This is a genomic window from Flavobacterium sp. AG291 (genome assembly GCF_003350375.1).
Classification (GTDB): domain Bacteria; phylum Bacteroidota; class Bacteroidia; order Flavobacteriales; family Flavobacteriaceae; genus Flavobacterium; species Flavobacterium suzhouense.
Genome location: NZ_QQAR01000021.1, coordinates 1 through 18,058 on the forward strand (window position 1 = coordinate 1; position 18,058 = coordinate 18,058).

At 36.6% G+C, this 18,058-nt stretch carries 11 protein-coding genes; 10 read left to right on the forward strand and 1 reads right to left on the reverse strand.

Annotated features, from left to right (window positions below):
• The first annotated feature begins 227 nt into the window (after window positions 1-227).
• From galA to DEU42_RS16930, 9 genes are all read left to right on the forward strand, one after another.
• Window positions 228-3,053, forward strand: a complete 2,826-nt coding sequence (galA, locus tag DEU42_RS16890) for a beta-galactosidase GalA (protein ID WP_114759514.1) — start codon at window positions 228-230, stop codon at window positions 3,051-3,053.
• A 130-nt stretch (window positions 3,054-3,183) separates the two neighbouring features.
• A complete protein-coding gene (locus DEU42_RS16895; protein ID WP_114759515.1) occupies window positions 3,184-3,606 on the forward strand; it encodes a hypothetical protein in 423 nt (140 codons plus the stop codon).
• Between the two features lie 152 nt (window positions 3,607-3,758).
• Window positions 3,759-4,838, forward strand: coding sequence for an efflux RND transporter periplasmic adaptor subunit (locus DEU42_RS16900; RefSeq protein WP_114759516.1), 1,080 nt, complete (start codon window positions 3,759-3,761; stop codon window positions 4,836-4,838).
• A gap of 26 nt (window positions 4,839-4,864) precedes the next feature.
• Window positions 4,865-8,059 carry an efflux RND transporter permease subunit gene (locus tag DEU42_RS16905; protein ID WP_114759517.1) on the forward strand — a complete coding sequence of 1,065 codons (3,195 nt, stop codon included), beginning with the start codon at window positions 4,865-4,867 and terminating at the stop codon, window positions 8,057-8,059.
• Entirely contained in the window at window positions 8,052-9,494 is a 1,443-nt protein-coding gene (locus DEU42_RS16910) for a TolC family protein (protein ID WP_114759518.1), read from the forward strand. The genes DEU42_RS16905 and DEU42_RS16910 overlap by 8 nt, the downstream gene beginning before the upstream one ends.
• 188 nt (window positions 9,495-9,682) lie before the next feature.
• Complete coding sequence (locus DEU42_RS16915) at window positions 9,683-10,795, forward strand: AI-2E family transporter (RefSeq protein ID WP_114759541.1); 1,113 nt, start codon at window positions 9,683-9,685, stop codon at window positions 10,793-10,795.
• 4 nt (window positions 10,796-10,799) lie between these two features.
• Window positions 10,800-11,198, forward strand: coding sequence for a hypothetical protein (locus tag DEU42_RS16920; protein ID WP_114759519.1), 399 nt, complete (start codon window positions 10,800-10,802; stop codon window positions 11,196-11,198).
• Between the two features lie 127 nt (window positions 11,199-11,325).
• Window positions 11,326-12,861: a carboxypeptidase-like regulatory domain-containing protein gene (locus DEU42_RS16925; protein ID WP_114759520.1), complete on the forward strand. Its 1,536-nt coding sequence runs from the start codon at window positions 11,326-11,328 to the stop codon at window positions 12,859-12,861.
• Window positions 12,862-13,041: 180 nt separating this feature from the next.
• Complete coding sequence (locus tag DEU42_RS16930; RefSeq protein WP_233506724.1) at window positions 13,042-14,856, forward strand: hypothetical protein; 1,815 nt, start codon at window positions 13,042-13,044, stop codon at window positions 14,854-14,856.
• On the opposite strand, the gene DEU42_RS16935 is transcribed toward DEU42_RS16930, so the two are convergent.
• On the reverse strand, window positions 14,857-15,537 hold the full coding sequence (locus DEU42_RS16935) for a Crp/Fnr family transcriptional regulator (protein WP_114759522.1): 681 nt from the start codon (window positions 15,535-15,537) through the stop codon (window positions 14,857-14,859).
• A gap of 109 nt (window positions 15,538-15,646) precedes the next feature.
• Between DEU42_RS16935 and DEU42_RS16940 the strand changes: the two genes are divergently transcribed.
• On the forward strand, window positions 15,647-18,019 hold the full coding sequence (locus DEU42_RS16940; protein WP_114759523.1) for a heavy metal translocating P-type ATPase metal-binding domain-containing protein: 2,373 nt from the start codon (window positions 15,647-15,649) through the stop codon (window positions 18,017-18,019).
• The last annotated feature ends 39 nt before the right edge of the window (window positions 18,020-18,058 follow it).

An 18,058-nucleotide genomic window follows, 5' to 3' on the forward strand; every position in this document is an offset into this window, starting at 1 on the left:
ACCCGGAATATGACGGAACAACAACCGTGATACGTGAATTTAAATCGCATTTCTCACTGAAGAGATAAGAATGCAAAAACAATAAAAAGAACCGGGCAGCCAATAGCTGCCCGGTTTTTGTTTTTATAAGGAGATTGAAATAAATATTGATATTTGACGAAATACTATTAAGCATATATAGTATAAAATGATATTTTTATGCCCTTTGCTAACTTTTGCGACCTTTCATGAAAATCAAATTACATCATTTATATTTTACTGTTTTAATCCTGGCTGTTCAATTGTGTTTTGCACAGACTCCAGAATCACGTGAAAAAATACTGATAGATTCCGGTTGGCGGTTTTCTTTTGGGCATCCGTCAGATACAGAAAAAGATTTTAATCATGGCACTGCTTACTTTTCATATTTAGCCAAAACAGGGAATGGGGATGGAGCCGCTTCACCCGGATTTGATGATCGAGCATGGAGAGTATTGAATTTGCCTCATGACTGGGTAGTGGAGCAACCGTTTAGTGAAAAGGGGAGTTTCAGTCATGGTTTTAAAGCGGCGGGCAAAGGTTTTTCCGACAAAAGCATTGGCTGGTATAGAAAGAGTATAGATATTCCTCAAAGCGATTTAGGTCGAATCATTACAATTAAGTTTGATGGGGTTTTTCGTAATTCTAAGGTGTGGTTTAATGGTCATTTTTTAGGAACAGAAGAAAGTGGATATAACGGATTTGAATATGACATTACAGCTTATGTAAATTATGGAGGGACTAATACTATAGCTGTTCGTGTTGACGCTTCTATGGAAGAAGGCTGGTTTTATGAAGGTGCCGGAATATACAGGCATGTGTATCTGCAAAAAACAGCTCCGTTACATATAATGACTAATGGAACATATATTACGACAAATGTTACTAACGATTTTGCGGAAGTAAAAGCAGAAGTAGGGATTCAGAATCTTGGTGAATATAAAGGAAATATAGAGTTGCATCAGGCAATTTTTGATCCGAAAGGAAGCCGGGTAGCTTCTGTGGTAAGTAAGGGGTATACTTCTGGATATTATCATAACAGTTTGATTCAATCGGAGCTAAGGGTTAACAATCCTCTACTTTGGGATTTAGACACACCAAATCTATATCGTTTAGTATCACAAATAAAAATAGATGGAAAAGCTGTAGATAGCTATGAGACTATTTTTGGGATCAGGACAATACAATTTGATGCAGAAAAAGGTTTCTTTCTGAATGGCAAAAATATAAAGCTAAAAGGGACGAATAATCATCAGGATCATGCCGGAATTGGTGTTGCGTTACCTGATGTTATGCAGTATTATCGCATCAGCAAATTAAAAGAAATGGGTTCAAATGCTTACAGGTGTTCTCATAACCCGCCCACACCAGAAATGCTTGATGCCTGTGACAGACTTGGTATGCTTGTGATTGACGAAACGCGACTTATGGGTATTAACGATTTGCATCTTGGCAGTCTTAAAAAAATGATTGAACGCGATCGTAATCATCCCAGTGTAATTTGTTGGTCTGTTGGTAATGAGGAGTGGAATATTGAAGGGAATATAACAGGAGAGCGTATCACTAACACTATGCAGTCTTTTGTGAAAAGTATTGATCCTACACGTCCGGTAACTGTTGGAATCAGTAGTGGATTCAAAAGCGGCATATCGTCAGTAGTAGAAATAATGGGGTATAACTACATGGGGAATGGGGATATAGATGCTCATAGGAACGAATTTAAGCAACAGCCGGGAATGGGAACTGAAGAAGGCTCGACTTTTGCGACCAGAGGCGTTTACTTTACAGATGATTCAAAACATTATAAAAGTGCCTATGATGCCAAGCCAAGACCGTCTTTTTATAGTATAGAAGAGGGATGGAAGTTTTATGATGCAAGGCCTTATCTGGCAGGGATGTTTATTTGGACAGGATTTGATTACAGAGGAGAGCCTACGCCTTACGGATGGCCTTCGGTTACCTCTTATTTTGGTATGATGGATGTTTGCGGATTTCCTAAAGATAACGTGTATTACCTAAAATCGTGGTGGGGGAAAGAACCAGTGCTTCATGTGTTTCCGCATTGGAACTGGCAGGGAATGGAAGGTAAAGAAATAGATGTCTGGGTTTATTCTAACTGTGATGAGGCAGAACTATTTCTTAATAAAAAGAGTTTAGGCAAGAAAAAAATTGAACATAATGGGCATCTTGAATGGAAAGTTAAATACGAACCCGGCAAACTGGAGGCTATTGGCTATAAAAATGGTAAAAAGATTTTGTCAGATGTTAAGCAAACTACAGGAGCAGGGCAAAATATCAAATTATCTCAGGATAGATTCTTAGGTGATAAGAATGCTGATGTAGCTATTGTAACAGTTGAAATAACCGATAAAAAAGGATTGCATGTTCCTACCGCAGATAATGAAGTTTCATTCGAAATAAAGGGAGGAAGAATATTAGGGGTTGGTAATGGTAATCCAACTTCTCTTGAAAAAGATCAGTTTATTGATGAGATTAAAACAGTTTCAATTACAGATTTTAAAGAACAGGCACTTACCGGTGCTAATTTGCCTCAGCAGCTTCCTGTGTATCCTGATAATTGGAGAGAAGCCTTTAAAGACAGGGATTATAAAAATTTAGCTCCGTCTTATGTATACAAGGGACAGTTTATACTTGAAAACAAAAGCCAAAATGATTTGGTTACCTTCTTTTATCAGAAGATAGGAGTGGAAAGTGTAGTATTTGTTAATGGTATTAAGGTAAATGCTTCAACGGAAGATTCGCTGAAATATATACTCAGTAATGAAACCCTGAAAGAAGGCGAGAATAGTATTGTTATAGTAGCGACTCCGATTCATAAGGTTAAAGACTGGGATGTTATCAATTCTAATCCGGGAGTGATACAGATTATTATACCTGCTGAAAAATGGAAACGTAAGTTGTTTAATGGGTTAGCTCAGGTAATTGTTGAATTAAAAGATAATTCAGAAGTAGAACTGATTGCTAAATCAGAAGGTTTGAAGACGGCTATTTTAAAAATTCAAAAGAAAAAATAATTATTTATATCCTTAATTTAATTTTGGCAGGATATTTGTTTATGGCTTAAAAACCAATAGATTATTGCAGGACGATATTTCATAATTATAATATTGTCAGTGTGAGTAACTTTTAGTAAGTTTGCGCCGCATGAAATTTTTATCAAGATTTTTTATAACACTTTTAGTACTTGTGTTTGCTGGCAATGGTCAGTTAGATGCTCATAGCTATGGGGCAAGCGCAAATACCACGTTATATAAGACTCTTGAGAATATTGGTAAAGTTCGCTGTGATGTTACTGTAAATAATGAGACCAACTTTATGAGGTCTTCTCATTATTTTGAACCGGATAACAGTAAACTTCGAGCAACAGATAATGAAGGTGAAGAAGAAGAATTAAATCATACTTCTAAGAAAAACCTACAGCTTAATGGCTATCATATAGCTGCTTTCTTTAATAGTGTTCTGGCCTCTTTTTATCATGATGATAAAAAGAATACACCGGCCACGGACAACCTTTTTCATTTTACTTCTTACAAGCGATATATCGCATTTCGAGTAATCAGAATTTGATTTTAATGCTGTCGGACAATTCATCTTGAATTGTTTCCGATACTCTTATTTTGCAATACATTTTTTATAATGTTATTGTACGTTAGTGTTTTACACTTTCCTTAAAATATTTTACCTAAAATTTATCGTACTGCTTTTAAAGCGAATTAATTATGAAGAAAATCCTCATGCTTACAGGCGTGTGTGGCGTATTGTTCTTTGCAAGCTGCACATCTAAAAAAGAAGAAAAGAAGGAAGAAACCCATTTTTTGGTTACTAATCCAATTAAAAAGGACACGGCAATCATAAAAGATTATGTGTCTCAAATCCATTCAATCCAACACATTGAGTTACGAGCTCAGGAAAGAGGTTATCTGCAAAAGATATATGTTGATGAAGGACAATCTGTAAAAAAAGGTCAGTTGTTGTTCCAGATTATGCCTAAACTGTATGAAGCCGAGATGCAAAAGGCACAGGCAGAAGCTGATTTTGCAGAAATAGAATACAAAAATACCAAAAGACTTGCCGATAGTAAAGTTGTTGCGCCTAATGAACTTGCAATGGCTAAGGCTAAAGTTGACAAAGCCAAAGCGGAATTAGCATTAACTAAAGTTCACCTTCAGTTCACAGAAATCAGAGCGCCTTTTGATGGTATTATAGACCGTTTTCATGTAAGACTTGGAAGCCTTGTTGATGAGGGAGATTTATTGACTAATCTTTCTGATAACAGTAAAATGTGGGTTTACTACAATGTGCCTGAATCGGAATATCTTGATTATAAAGCGACTGCCCAAAATAGCAAACCTACTGTAAAACTATTGATGGCAAATAATAAATTGTTTGATTATCCTGGAGTTGTAGAAACTATTGAAGGAGAATTTAATAATGAGACCGGTAATATTGCTTTCAGGGCTACTTTTCCAAATCCTAAAGGCTTGCTAAGACATGGTGAGACAGGTAACATTCAAATGGAAGTGCCTATTAAAAATGCTCTTCTGATTCCTCAAAAAGCGACTTTTGAAGTGCTAGACAAAAAATATGTTTATGTAATTGATAAAGATAATACTGTGCGCTCAAGAGAAATTACCATTGCTGCTGAGCTGCCTCACATATTTGTTGTTAGCAAAGGACTTTCTACTGATGACAAAATCCTACTTGAGGGACTACGTTTAGTTAAAGAAAATGAAAAGATCGAATACAAACTGGAAAAACCGGAAAATGTAATGTCGCATCTTGAGCTTTACGCTGAATAATCGAACTATCATATAAATAAGAAAACATGTTTAGTAAATTCATACATAGACCTGTATTTGCGATAGTAATTTCGATTATGATCGTGTTTATGGGGTCATTGGCAATCAAACAATTGCCAACCTCCCAATTCCCGGATATTGCTCCTACTACGGTAAACATATTTATTGCTTACCCAGGTGCGAGTGCGGATGTATTGGTGAAATCTACACTTATTACATTAGAGAATGCTATTAATGGTGTTCAGGACATGCGATATATGGCTACCGATGCTACCAGTGCCGGTGAAGCTACATTAAGAATCATCTTTGAGCCGGGTACCGACCCCAATCAGGCGGTAATCAGGGTTAAGACCAGGGTTGACCAGGTTATGCCCCTGCTACCGGAACTTGTGCAAAGGGAAGGGGTTGTAATCACGCCTATCCAGCCAAGTATGTTGATGTACGTGAATCTTTATGCCAAAGGCAAAGACATGGATGAAAAATTCCTGTATAACTATGCCAACGTAAAAATGCTTCCGGAAATCAACAGGATTAAAGGTGTGGCAAGATCGCAGATATTAGGTAGCCGTACCTATGCAATGCGTATATGGCTTAATCCGGATCGTATGCGAGCTTATAATGTTTCGACCGAAGAGGTAATGAAAGCGTTAGGCGAACAAAGTATCGTTGGACGTCCGGGACGTATCGGACAAAGTTCCGGTATCAAAGCACAGTCGCTTGAATATGTATTAACATACAAAGGAAGGTTTAGTGAGCCTGAAGAATATGAGAATGTTATCATACGCGCTAACGCCGAAGGTGAAAGCATCCGTCTGAAAGATATTGGTCATGCCGAACTTGGTAGTGAATTCTTTGATATCTATTCTAACCTTGATGGACACCCATCTGCATCAATTGTATTAAAACAGAACTATGGCAGTAACGCGAATGACGTAATCAAGCAGGTTAAAGAAAAGCTTGAGGAAATGAAACAGTCGTTTCCTCCGGGACTTGATTATAAAATCAGTTATGACGTATCTAAATTCCTTGATGCTTCAATAGAGCAGGTAATTGATACGCTTAGAGATGCATTCATACTTGTTGCACTTGTTGTATTTATCTTCCTTGGAGACTGGCGATCGACACTTATCCCAATATTAGCGGTACCTGTATCGTTGATTGGTGCATTCTTCGTTATTCAGTTCTTCGGAATCACAATTAACCTTGTAACCTTATTTGCGCTTGTATTGGCGATTGGTATCGTGGTGGATGATGCGATTGTCGTCGTCGAGGCCGTTCACGCCAAGTTTGAGGAGTTTCCTCATATAACGCCTTATCAGGCAGTTAAAAAAGTACTTGGAGAGATTAGTGGTGCGGTAATCGCTATTACTGCGGTAATGGTTTCGGTATTCGTTCCTATATCGTTCATGTCGGGCCCTGTGGGTACATTCTACCGCCAGTTCTCTATTACTATGGCGAGTTCAATTGTAATTTCGGCACTTATTGCACTTACACTTACACCTGTACTTTGTGCGATGCTTCTAAAAAATCACCACGGTCATGAGAAAAAATCAAACCTGTTTACAAGAGCATTAGATAGCTTTAACCGTGGGTTTGATAAAATGACAGGAAAATATGTTAACATCCTTAAACGTATTGTAAGCAGAAGGGTAGTGACATTTGGTGTACTTATAGCATTCTGTGCGGGTACTTTCTTTGTAAACCAGATACTTCCTTCAGGGTTTATTCCAAGTGAAGACCAGGGTACAATCTATGCGATTATCCAGACACCTCCGGGATCGACACTAGAAACAACAAACCAGGTTTCCCAAAAGCTTCAGAAAATATGTGAGCATGTTGATGGTGTTGAATCAGTATCGTCTCTTGCAGGTTATGAGATCATGACAGAGGGTAGGGGATCTAACGCAGGTACGTGTCTTATCAACCTGAAAGAATGGTCAGAAAGAGAGCATTCGGTTACTGAGATCATGGAAGAACTTGAGGAGAAAACCAGAGATTTAGGAGCTAAAATTGAGTTCTTTGAACCGCCGGCCATTCCAGGTTTCGGTTCGTCAGGAGGTTTTTCTATGCGTCTTCTTGACAAAAATACTACCGTAGATTATCAGGATTTCGACAAGATCAACAAACAGTTTATGGATGCTCTTGGCAAACGTAAAGAGCTTTCAGGTCTGTTCTCATTCTTCGCGGCTAACTATCCTCAATATGAACTTGAAATTGACAATCAGTTAGCGATGCAAAAAGGTGTGTCTATAGGAAAGGCTATGGATAATCTTGACATACTTATTGGTAGTACTTATGAGCAGGGATTCATCAAATTTGAGCGTTTCTTTAAAGTATACGTTCAGTCGGATCCTAAGTTCAGGAGATTGCCTTCAGACATATTAAACCTTTATATTAAAAATGATCAGGGTCAGATGGTGCCATACTCAGCATTTATGAAACTGGTTAAGAAACAGGGGCCAAATGAGATTACTCGTTATAACATGTATAACTCGGCAGCAATCCAGGGTCTTCCTGCAAAAGGTTTTACAACAGCTGAAGCAATTGCGGCCGTTCGTGAAGTGGCAAAAGAGACACTACCAAAAGGTTATGATATTGCATGGGAAGGTCTTTCATTTGACGAGGCTAATAAAGGAAATGAGTCTATTTATATTTTCCTTATCGTATTGTCATTCGTTTATTTCGTTCTTGCAGCACAGTATGAAAGTTTCATCATTCCATTAGCGGTAGTATTCTCACTTCCTGTTGGGGTATTTGGTTCATTCCTTTTACTTGAACTAATGGGCTTACAGAATGATATCTATGCTCAGATCGGTCTGATCATGCTAGTCGGGTTACTCGGTAAGAACGCGGTACTTATTGTAGAGTTTGCAGTCCAGAAGCGACACGAGGGTATGTCTATATACGATGCCGCTATTGAAGGAGCCAAAGTACGTTTCCGTCCAATCCTTATGACATCATTTGCCTTCATCGCAGGTCTTATTCCGTTGATCCTTGCTAGTGGTGCAGGAGCTATTGGTAACAGGACGTTAGGTTCGGCAGCAATGGGAGGTATGTTATTCGGTACTATTTTCGGTGTAATCATCGTACCGGGTCTATACTATATCTTCGGCTCTATAGCTGACGGAAGAAAACTGATAAAAGATGAAGAAGACAGCTCATTATCAGAAGAGTTTGTTCATCAAATTGACAACTTCAAAACTACTGAAGAACATGAATAAGAGATTTAATAAAGGTATATATTTAGCATTGGCCTTAGCTGCGCTGGCTGTTACCGGCTGTAAGCTACCGGCAGATGCAGTGCAACGCACCGAAAATAAATCGGTTCCGGGAGAGTATGTAAAAGGTACTGCACAGGATACCATTAACACAGGTAAAGTAAAGTGGAAAGAGTTTTTTAAAGACCAGAATCTGGTGGCTCTTATAAATACTGCGCTTACTAATAACCAGGAGCTGAACATAACACTTCAGGAAATTCAGATTAGCAAAAACGAGATTAAAGCCCATAAAGGAGAATATTTGCCCTTTGTAGGTTTAAGAGGTGGTGCCGGATTTGAAAAAGTAGGTGAGTATACAAGAAATGGTGCTACAGAAAAGAATCTTGAAATTGTTCGCGGTAAAGAAAATCCGGAACCGCTTCCTGATTATATGATTGGCGCTTATGCTAACTGGGAACTTGATATCTGGGGCAAACTTCGCAATGCTAAAAAAGCCGCTGTAAACAGATATCTTTCTTCGGTTGAAGGCAAGAACTTTATGGTGACTAATCTTGTTGCAGAGATTGCCAATTCATACTATGAGCTTCTTGCACTTGATAACCAGATGGAACTGGTTAAAAAGAATATAGAACTTCAGACGAATGCATTGGAGATCGTTAAGATCCAGAAGGAGTCTGCCAGAGTGAACGAACTTGCAGTACGCAGGTTCCAGGCTCAGGTTTTGAACACGCAAAGTCTTCAGTATGATATTCAGCAAAAGATTGTTGAGACTGAAAATAGGATTAATTTCCTTGTAGGTAGATTTCCTCAGCACGTAGACAGGTCTTCTTCTAATTTTACAGATTTAGTACCTTCTCAAATAAACTCAGGTATCCCTTCGCAGCTTTTGGAAAACCGTCCTGATATTCGTCAGGCAGAGCAGGATCTTGCTGCAGCCAAACTGGATATTAAAGTAGCTAAAGCAAGATTTTATCCTCAAGTGGGTATCTCGGCAGGAATAGGTTACCAGGCATTTGACCCTACTTACCTGATTAAGCCGCAATCATTACTTTATTCATTAGCAGGTGATCTTGCAGCACCTTTAATTAACAGAAATGCAATTAAGGCTGCTTATTATACTTCTAACTCTAAACAGGTTCAGGCAGTATATAATTATGAAAGAACTATTTTGAATGCTTATATAGAAGTAGCCAATCAGGTTGCTAAAATTGACAATTCAAAGAAAGCTTTCGACCTGAAATCGCAACAGGTTGACGCACTTAATCAGTCGATAGATATTTCTAACGACCTGTTTATGTCGGCCAGAGCTGATTATATGGAAGTTTTAATGACACAAAGAGATGCTTTAGAATCTAAGTTTGACCTTATAGAGACTAAGCTTCAGCAATTAAACGCTACTGTGAACATTTATCGTTCACTTGGTGGCGGATGGGAATAATTGCTTATAAAACGAAAATAGATTGATTGGTTGGTAAAAGCCTCTGAAGTCTTCGGACTTTAGGGGCTTTTCGATTTTTGGATGTAATTTTTAATACTATTTTTAGTAAGTATTGTAATAAATTTAAGATACTTACAAGTTATGTAAGCGTAAATTTGATTGTTATTATAAATAATAATCAAAAAATTATGAAACAAGCCTTGCGTTTCCCATTTTATGCAAAATTTGCATTGGTACTGTTTATTCTGGTTGCAATAACATTTATCCTTTACGTTGGGCAGTCGGTCATTATGCCATTGCTGATGGCGCTACTATTCGCAATATTATTACGACCTGTTTCTAATTTTTTAGAAAGAAAACTACATTTTCCACATATATTAGCAGCATTGATTACTGTGATATTATTTGTACTTGTTTTTGCTGTTTTGTTTTATTTTATATCAATTCAGGTTTTGGATATGACTGAGGACTGGAATAAAATGAAGTCAAACTTGCACCAACATTATGTCAATTTACAGGCTTATGTTAAAGATACATTTGGCTTTAGCAGGAAAGAACAGGAAGAGCTTATTAATAAAGCAGCCGATAGTTCTCTGGATTCAGGAAAGCAAATGCTGGGCACTACTTTATCATCCTTTACGGACTCTGTAATGAATCTTATCCTTATTCCGGTATACATTTTCCTTATTCTTCTATACAGAACACATTTTATAAAATTCTTATGTAAGTTGTTTGACAAAAAGCATCATAAGACTCTTGAAGATATTATGGGGACTATTAAGGTTTCCGTTCAAAGCTATATAGTAGGGTTAATGATTGAATTTGTAATTGTATCGGTATTAACTGCTTTAGGGTTAATGATAATAGGTGTAAAATATTTTATTTTATTAGGACTTATAACCGGATTGCTTAACCTGATTCCTTACATAGGCATACTTATAGCAGGAGTCCTAACTATAATTGCCTCACTCACAGGAACTACAGATCTATCAATTATAGCTGGTATAATTGTAGTTAATGTAATTGTTCAATTACTTGATAATAATTTACTGGTACCTATGATTGTAAGTTCTAAGGTTGAGATAAATGCCATAGCTTCAATTATAGGTATAATAGTAGGTGGACTTTTAGGGGGAATTACAGGAATGTTTTTAGCTATACCTATAATGGCTATACTGAAAGTAATATTTGACAGGATAGATGAATTAAAACCCTGGGGATATCTGCTTAGTAATGATTTGCCGAAATCATTCGTATTTAGGCGAAGAATACCACAGGAACCCGAACCTGAAACCGAATAATAAAATGGAATTGCATATTCAGATAATATGGTTATTTATAATGGCTATTCCCATAGCTTGTGTCGCCTGGACGGTTACTCACGAGGAAGTGTTCAGAGAGCCTAGAGAATACTGTGTAAAATGTTCTAAAGAAGGAAAAACAATTTTTAAGAGAAAATTCTTTTACTTGTTTACCTGTGAATATTGTTTCAGTCATTATGTTACCCTTTTCTTTTTAATATTATCGGGTTACCAACTCTTATTGACAGGGTGGAAAGGATATCTGATTGCCGGTTTTGCACTGGTATTTGTTGCAAATGCATACATGAGTGTTTTTGCCCTTTTACGTCAGGCTATTAAAAAGGAAAAAACAGAGATTAAGGTAATGGAAAAGGAAGTTGAAGATAAGGAGGCCAATAAATAATTACAGAGCATTCTCTTCAGGTCTTTATAATTAAGAGAAAGCTTTTATAGAAAGGGATAATTGTAAGGAAAATAAACCAAGTATTGTTTCGTTATATCCTTAACCAATAACCAACCTTTACTATAATATGCTTAAAAAAATCTTTATATGCCTGCTTTTTCTTGCAGGGATGTTAAACGCAGTAGCTCAGAATATTTCAGCAAGGATTATTGATGCCAATACTTCAGAAAATTTATCTCATGCGAGTATTGTAATCAATGATACTGAAAATCTCGTAAGTAACGAAGACGGATACTTTACAATTTCTGATAAATATACGGACGATGCTTTACTATCAATTTCTTTTTTAGGCTATAAAAGCGTATTAGTAACTTTAACTGAGCTTAAAAAAAGCAATTATATTGTTAAGCTTCGGCCGGGGAGTTTTGAGTTAGAAACGGTCTATGTATCTAATATGGCAATGAGCGTTGATAGTATTATGGCAAACGTTAAAAGAAATTTGCCTAAAAATTACCGATGGGATAATAAAGCTAACAGCAAAAAGATTTTTTACAGAGAAGGACTGGCATTTAAACCCATTAATCTTAAAGCTGAAATGACCAGCGCAGAAGGGTATACTAAAAAACAGCTTACGGATGCCAATACTGAGCTGAAAGCTTTTACAAATGAATTGATCTCTCATCCTCCACAGGAATTTACCGATATGCTTTGTAATTATTATATGGCATCAAAAATGCATAAGGAGAAACTCCATCCTGTAACCAAATTCAATGTTATAAAGGCAACACAGTTAAAAGACAGGAGTCGCGGGGTAGATCTTAATGAAATGGAAAAAATGGCATCAGGTATATTGTTTAAGCATTTAGATCCGCATAAATATTACCGTATTAAAAGCGGACTGTTAGGAACAAGAGATACTGTTATTGCTAATGGTGCTTTTTATGAAAGTAAAAAATATCGTGTGAATACTATTCAGGAAGATGCTGTAAAGAAAAAGCTGAATTTGGCAAAAAACAAAGTGACTTCTTTTGTAAATGAAAGTAATTTGCAAAGTACAAAGTTTGATTTTATCACACTACAGGAACTCTATGATTATTCATTTGCAGGTAAAACCCAATCAGAAAATAATACATCCGTTTACATCATAAAGTTCAGTCCAAAAAAGCGAAAAGGGAAATATACAGGAACGCTTTATGTTTCCGAAAAGGATTATGCAGTACTAAGGGCAGATTATACTCTTGGGGAAGGTAAAAAACTGGGTGGTGTAAATTTAAAATTTCTGTTAGGTGTAAAACAATCTGAAAACCTTAGTAGAGGAACGCTAATATTTAAAGAAAAGAAATCAGGAGAAGGATATAACCTGCAATATGGTTCAGTTACAACAGGACAATACGTATATGTAAACAGGCCTTTGAAATTTCTGGAGATTGCGGAAGACGATAAGCATTATGTTGCATTTGATTTGAAAGTCGAGGCTAATGTAGAAGAAAAGGAAGAGTATTTTATGATGTCTCAGGAAGATATAACTGAAGCTGATTTTGATAAGGTTACAGATTCTGATTTTGAGTACGTGCAACTTAGCAGTTATAATCCGGCTATATGGAAAGAATATGGTGGTATAGAACCAATGGAGGAGATGAAGAAATTTAAAACTATTGAATAATACAAAACAGCTCAAAAGATACCTGAGCTGTTTTGTATTATACAGGTTTCCCTATTATTGTATTTTATTGGTCATTGAATTTGATGCAATATCAAAATATTAGAATTATTACATGATATCCGTCAGTTTTTAAAATATTGCCAATTATCATATTTGCTGATTATTCTTAATTAGGACATAATGATAAAACAACAATTACATAATTTTCACATTCCTGTAATGGGGCTGGCATATACTATTGATAGTCCGATTAAAGTTGCCAGGTTTGGAATAGATTCTGTTATTTCAATAGTGGATGACGAACTGATAGAAAACATGAATGCTTTTTACAGCAGGAATTTTGAGTTGCCATACAAGGAAATTACCCGGAAAACCTACGATTACAGAGCAAAACGCATTACGTCTTATCTCAATCTTGTAGATACGATTGTGAAGAAAAAATTTAATTCGTTTTGTGATGAACTTGCAACGAACAAAAAAGCCCTGAATGATTTTGTTGCAATGCTTCCAAAAATTTCATCGGTTAAGAAAAACCTTGATGCTTATCTTTCAAACCAGTTTAGCGAATCTTCCGATATACTCAAATATCTGAGCGAAAATTTATTTCCGGGAGCTATAGATGTAAATATCATGACAAAGGTTGATAAGACCAATTATGATAAAAATGATTCATTACCCAACATTTACAATGACGCACATTCTGCATTAAGAGGCTTTGCTAACAGTAATCTTAGCTCCTCGCTTGTATTATCTGCCGGGATGAATCCTTCATTATTCAGTTATATAGCTGAGTTTGATGATTTTTTACCGGATGATAGTGGTTTACTTAAAAAGAAAGTTACTTTGAAAGTAAGTGATTTCAGGTCGGCAATGATTCAGGGAAGCTTTTTAGCAAAAAAAGGAATATGGGTATCGGAGTACAGAATAGAATCGGGTCTTAATTGTGGAGGTCATGCCTTTGCAACCGATGGATTACTTCTTGGTCCCATAATGCAGGAGTTTAAAGACCGAAAGCAGGAACTTATAAATACTACACATAGTTTACTTCAAAAAGCTTTTTCCTTTAAGGGGAAGAATATTTTTGAGTCACCTTTCGAGGTTAAATTTACCGTTCAGGGTGGGGTAGGTACAGCTGAGGAGCACGACTTTCTATTAAATTATTATGAAATGGATTCTGTAGGCTGGGGATCACCTTTTTTATTGGTGCCCGAAGCAACAACAACCGATAAAGCGACCCGTATACTGTTAGCCAATGCCAAGGAAAAAGATTTTTACCGTAGTGATATTTCGCCATTAGGAGTGCCTTTCAATACGTTAGTAGGTACTACGAATGAATACATTAAAACGCATAGGATTCTTCAGAATAAAGCGGGGAGTTCATGTCCTAAAAAGCTATTAGCTTTAAGCAAAGAATATGATGAAAAAGGTATTTGTACGGCATCGCGAAAATACCAGCAGCTTAAACTGGAAGAACTTCAGGAAATTAATTGTAATTTATCATCTGTCGAATTTGAAAAAACCGCTACATCCGTTACCGTGAAGTCCTGCCTTTGTGTAGGCCTTGCTAATCCTGCTTATCTGGAAAATGATATTCCGATTAAAGGCGAAGCTCAGGGGGTAGTTGTTTGTCCGGGGCCTAATATGGCTTATTTTGACAAAGAAGTCTCTTTAAAGGATATGGTCCGCCATATTTATGGCTATCAGTCTATACTACCTCAGGAGTACAGGCCTAATGTGTTTGTAAAAGAATTAGAGTTGTATGTTGAGTATCTTGAAAAGAACATTGCAGAAGTAAGAGAACAACTTACACCGGCTCTCATAAAAAAATGGGAACTGTTTAAAAGTAACCTGTTGCAGGGAATCCTTTATTATGAGGATATTTTTAAAGCATCCTGCTTTTTTGAGTCGGCTAAAAACGACATTCTAGAAAATCTTAAACTCTTCAGGCAAAGAATAACAATTGTTAATCTTTCTGATGCAGAGGTTATTAAATAATTATTGGGTAAGTTTTGACAGTTTATCTCTGTCCGGTATAATGATTTTTTTACCGGACAGTTGTATTACTCCCTGTTTATTAAAATCAGACAATAATCTTATACAACTTTCGGTAGCAGTACCCACCATACTCGCTATTTCTTCACGCGATAATTTTATATTCAGGCTTTTATCAGGATTTGTTCCAAACGAATCAAAAAGATAAATCAGTGTTTCTGCAAGGCGTTGCTTAACTGGTTTTTGTGCCATGGCTACAAGATGGTCATCGGCTTCTTTAAGATCGCCACAAATGTTTTTCAGCACATTCATGGAAAACTGATTATTTTGGTTAAAAAAGCGCATTACCTCATTTTTAGGTATAAAACATACCTCCATGTCTTCAAGTGCAACAGCACTCAGGTTTACAGGCTCGTCGCTTATCATAGATCGCTGCCCAAGCAATTCTCCTTTAGTAATAAGTTTTAGGATTTGTTCATTACCGTTTGCGCTAAGTTTGGTCATTTTGCAAACACCATCTTTTATGCAAAAGATACCATTTACATTTTCTCCTTCAGAAAAAATGGGTTCTCCTTTTTTAATGGTATACGACGATTTGCAATCAGCTATTCTGAGTATCTCTTCTTTATTCAGTGCTTTTAAGGAACTGAATTCACGAACGATACATTGTTCACATTTACTCATCCTGTAGGGATTTTATGATTACAAAGATATTAAATTCATTAGATGATAAATATCATATTTTTTTATTTAACGGAATCTGAATTTTGCTGTAGGTAAATGAGCAAAAAATATGGAAACTAAACATTGTTTTCATTGCGGATTAGACGTTATAAAAAAAGATGAGATCATTTTTGATGGTAAATCGTTTTGTTGTAACGGTTGTAAAACCGTATATGAAATATTCAGCCTTAACGGGCTAACGGATTATTACGCATTTGAAAGTAATCCCGGAGCAACACCTCTTGATATTAACGGGAGGTATGACTTTCTTGATAATGGTGATATTGTAAAAAGACTGCTTGAATTTGAAGAGGCAGGTACTGCAATAGCATCATTATACATACCCCATATACATTGCAGTTCTTGTATATGGATACTGGAAAACCTTAACAGGCTGAATGTTAATATACGTAACTCTCAAGTGAACTTCCATGAGAAAAAAGTTCGCATAGTTTATAATCCGGATGATATTTCACTCAAACAAATTGTTGAGCTGTTATGCAAAATTGGTTATGAGCCTTATATAAGCCTGGAAAATTATGAGGCAACTAAAAAAAAGGTAGACCGAGACCTTATTTATAAATTGGGTGTAGCCTTCTTTTGCTTTGGTAATGTCATGTTGCTTTCCTTCCCGGAATATTTTGAGGTAGAGGAGTACTGGCTTGATAATTACAGAGGTTTTTTCAGATGGCTGATTTTTGCATTATCACTACCTTCTTTCTTTTATGCTGCGAGTGGCTATTACATTTCAGCGTGGAAAAGCCTGCGTTCGCGAATGCTTAACATTGATGTGCCAATTGCCCTTGGCCTTGTGGTAATGTTCATTCGCAGTACCGTTGACATCGTTTTTGATTTAGGTCAGGGATTTTTTGACTCTCTTACAGGATTGGTATTTTTTATGTTGTTAGGGAAATTATTCCAGCAAAAAACCTATAATTTCCTATCCTTTGAGCGTGACTTTAAATCATATTTCCCAATCGCAGTAACAAAGATTTTACCTGGAGGAGCGGAAGTATCGGTACCTGTTTATGATATAGTGCAGGGTGACAGGCTTTTGATCCGTAATCAGGAGCTGATTCCTGTAGATGGAATTCTTATCAGTAAAAATACAGCAATTGATTACAGTTTTGTTACCGGAGAAGAAGCGCTTATAGAAAAACAATCGGGCGATAAGCTTTTTGCAGGGGGCAGGCAGATGAAAGAGGTTATAGAGATGGAAGTGCTTAGTTCAGTTTCCCAAAGCTATCTTACCCAATTATGGAGTAACGATGTTTTTACCAAAAAAGATGCAAAGAATTATAAAACACTAACCGATACCATAAGCCGTTATTTTACGCCAATTCTATTACTTATTGCTATAGTATCGTTCTCAGTGTGGGTCTTTATAGATGTTACCACAGCATTTAACGTGTTTACCGCTGTGCTTATAGTAGCTTGTCCATGTGCATTGGCACTTAGTGCGCCTTTTACATTAGGTAACGTACTCCGAATAATGGGTAACCGAAAACTTTATCTTAAAAATGCTACTGTAATAGAACAGATGGCAAAAATAGACACTATAGTTTTTGACAAAACCGGTACTATAACCACAAATAAAAAATCAGAAATTTATTTTGAAGGTGAAGAACCCGATCATAAGCAGTCGGCTTTTATTAAGTCCTTGCTAAGGGCTTCAAATCATCCTTTGAGCCGACGATTGTATGATTACTTACCACAAACGAACTTATTGCCTGTAGAGGATTTCAGGGAGATAACCGGACAGGGCATAGAGGGTGTTATAAATGGATTTTTTATCAGGATAGGCTCGGCTGCATTTGTAGGGGATGATACAGAAGTTTCTTCACAAACGCTGGTATACATATCAATAAACAGGAATTGTATAGGCCGATATGTATTTACCAATAGTTACCGAAACGGACTTTCTGCTTTGTTTCACCAGTTGAAAGGCAAATACAGTCTCAAGGTTCTGTCAGGAGACAATGAAGGAGAAAGAGAAGCCTTGTCTAATCTGTTGCCTGTCAATACCCAGCTTATTTTTAATCAGAAGCCGGAGCAAAAACTTCAGTTTATAGAGAATCTCCAAAAGCAGGGACACAATGTAATGATGATAGGAGATGGGCTAAATGATGCAGGTGCATTGGCTCAAAGTAATGTAGGGGTAGCAATATCTGAAAATGTAAATGTGTTTTCGCCCGCATGCGACGGTATACTTGATGCTTCGCAATTTACTAAGATCAGTTATTTCATGAAGTTGTCTAAAAACACGATTAAAACTATTAAGATGAGCTTTACATTATCCTTGCTCTATAATGTTGTGGGTCTGTCATTTGCAGTGACAGGAAAACTACTTCCATTAACAGCAGCCATCATTATGCCATTAAGTACAATAACCATTATAAGTTTTGTAACCATAATGAGTAATTATTATGCAAAAAGACACTAAAAAATGCTAGTAATAGTGGCTGTTTATGACAAATATCAT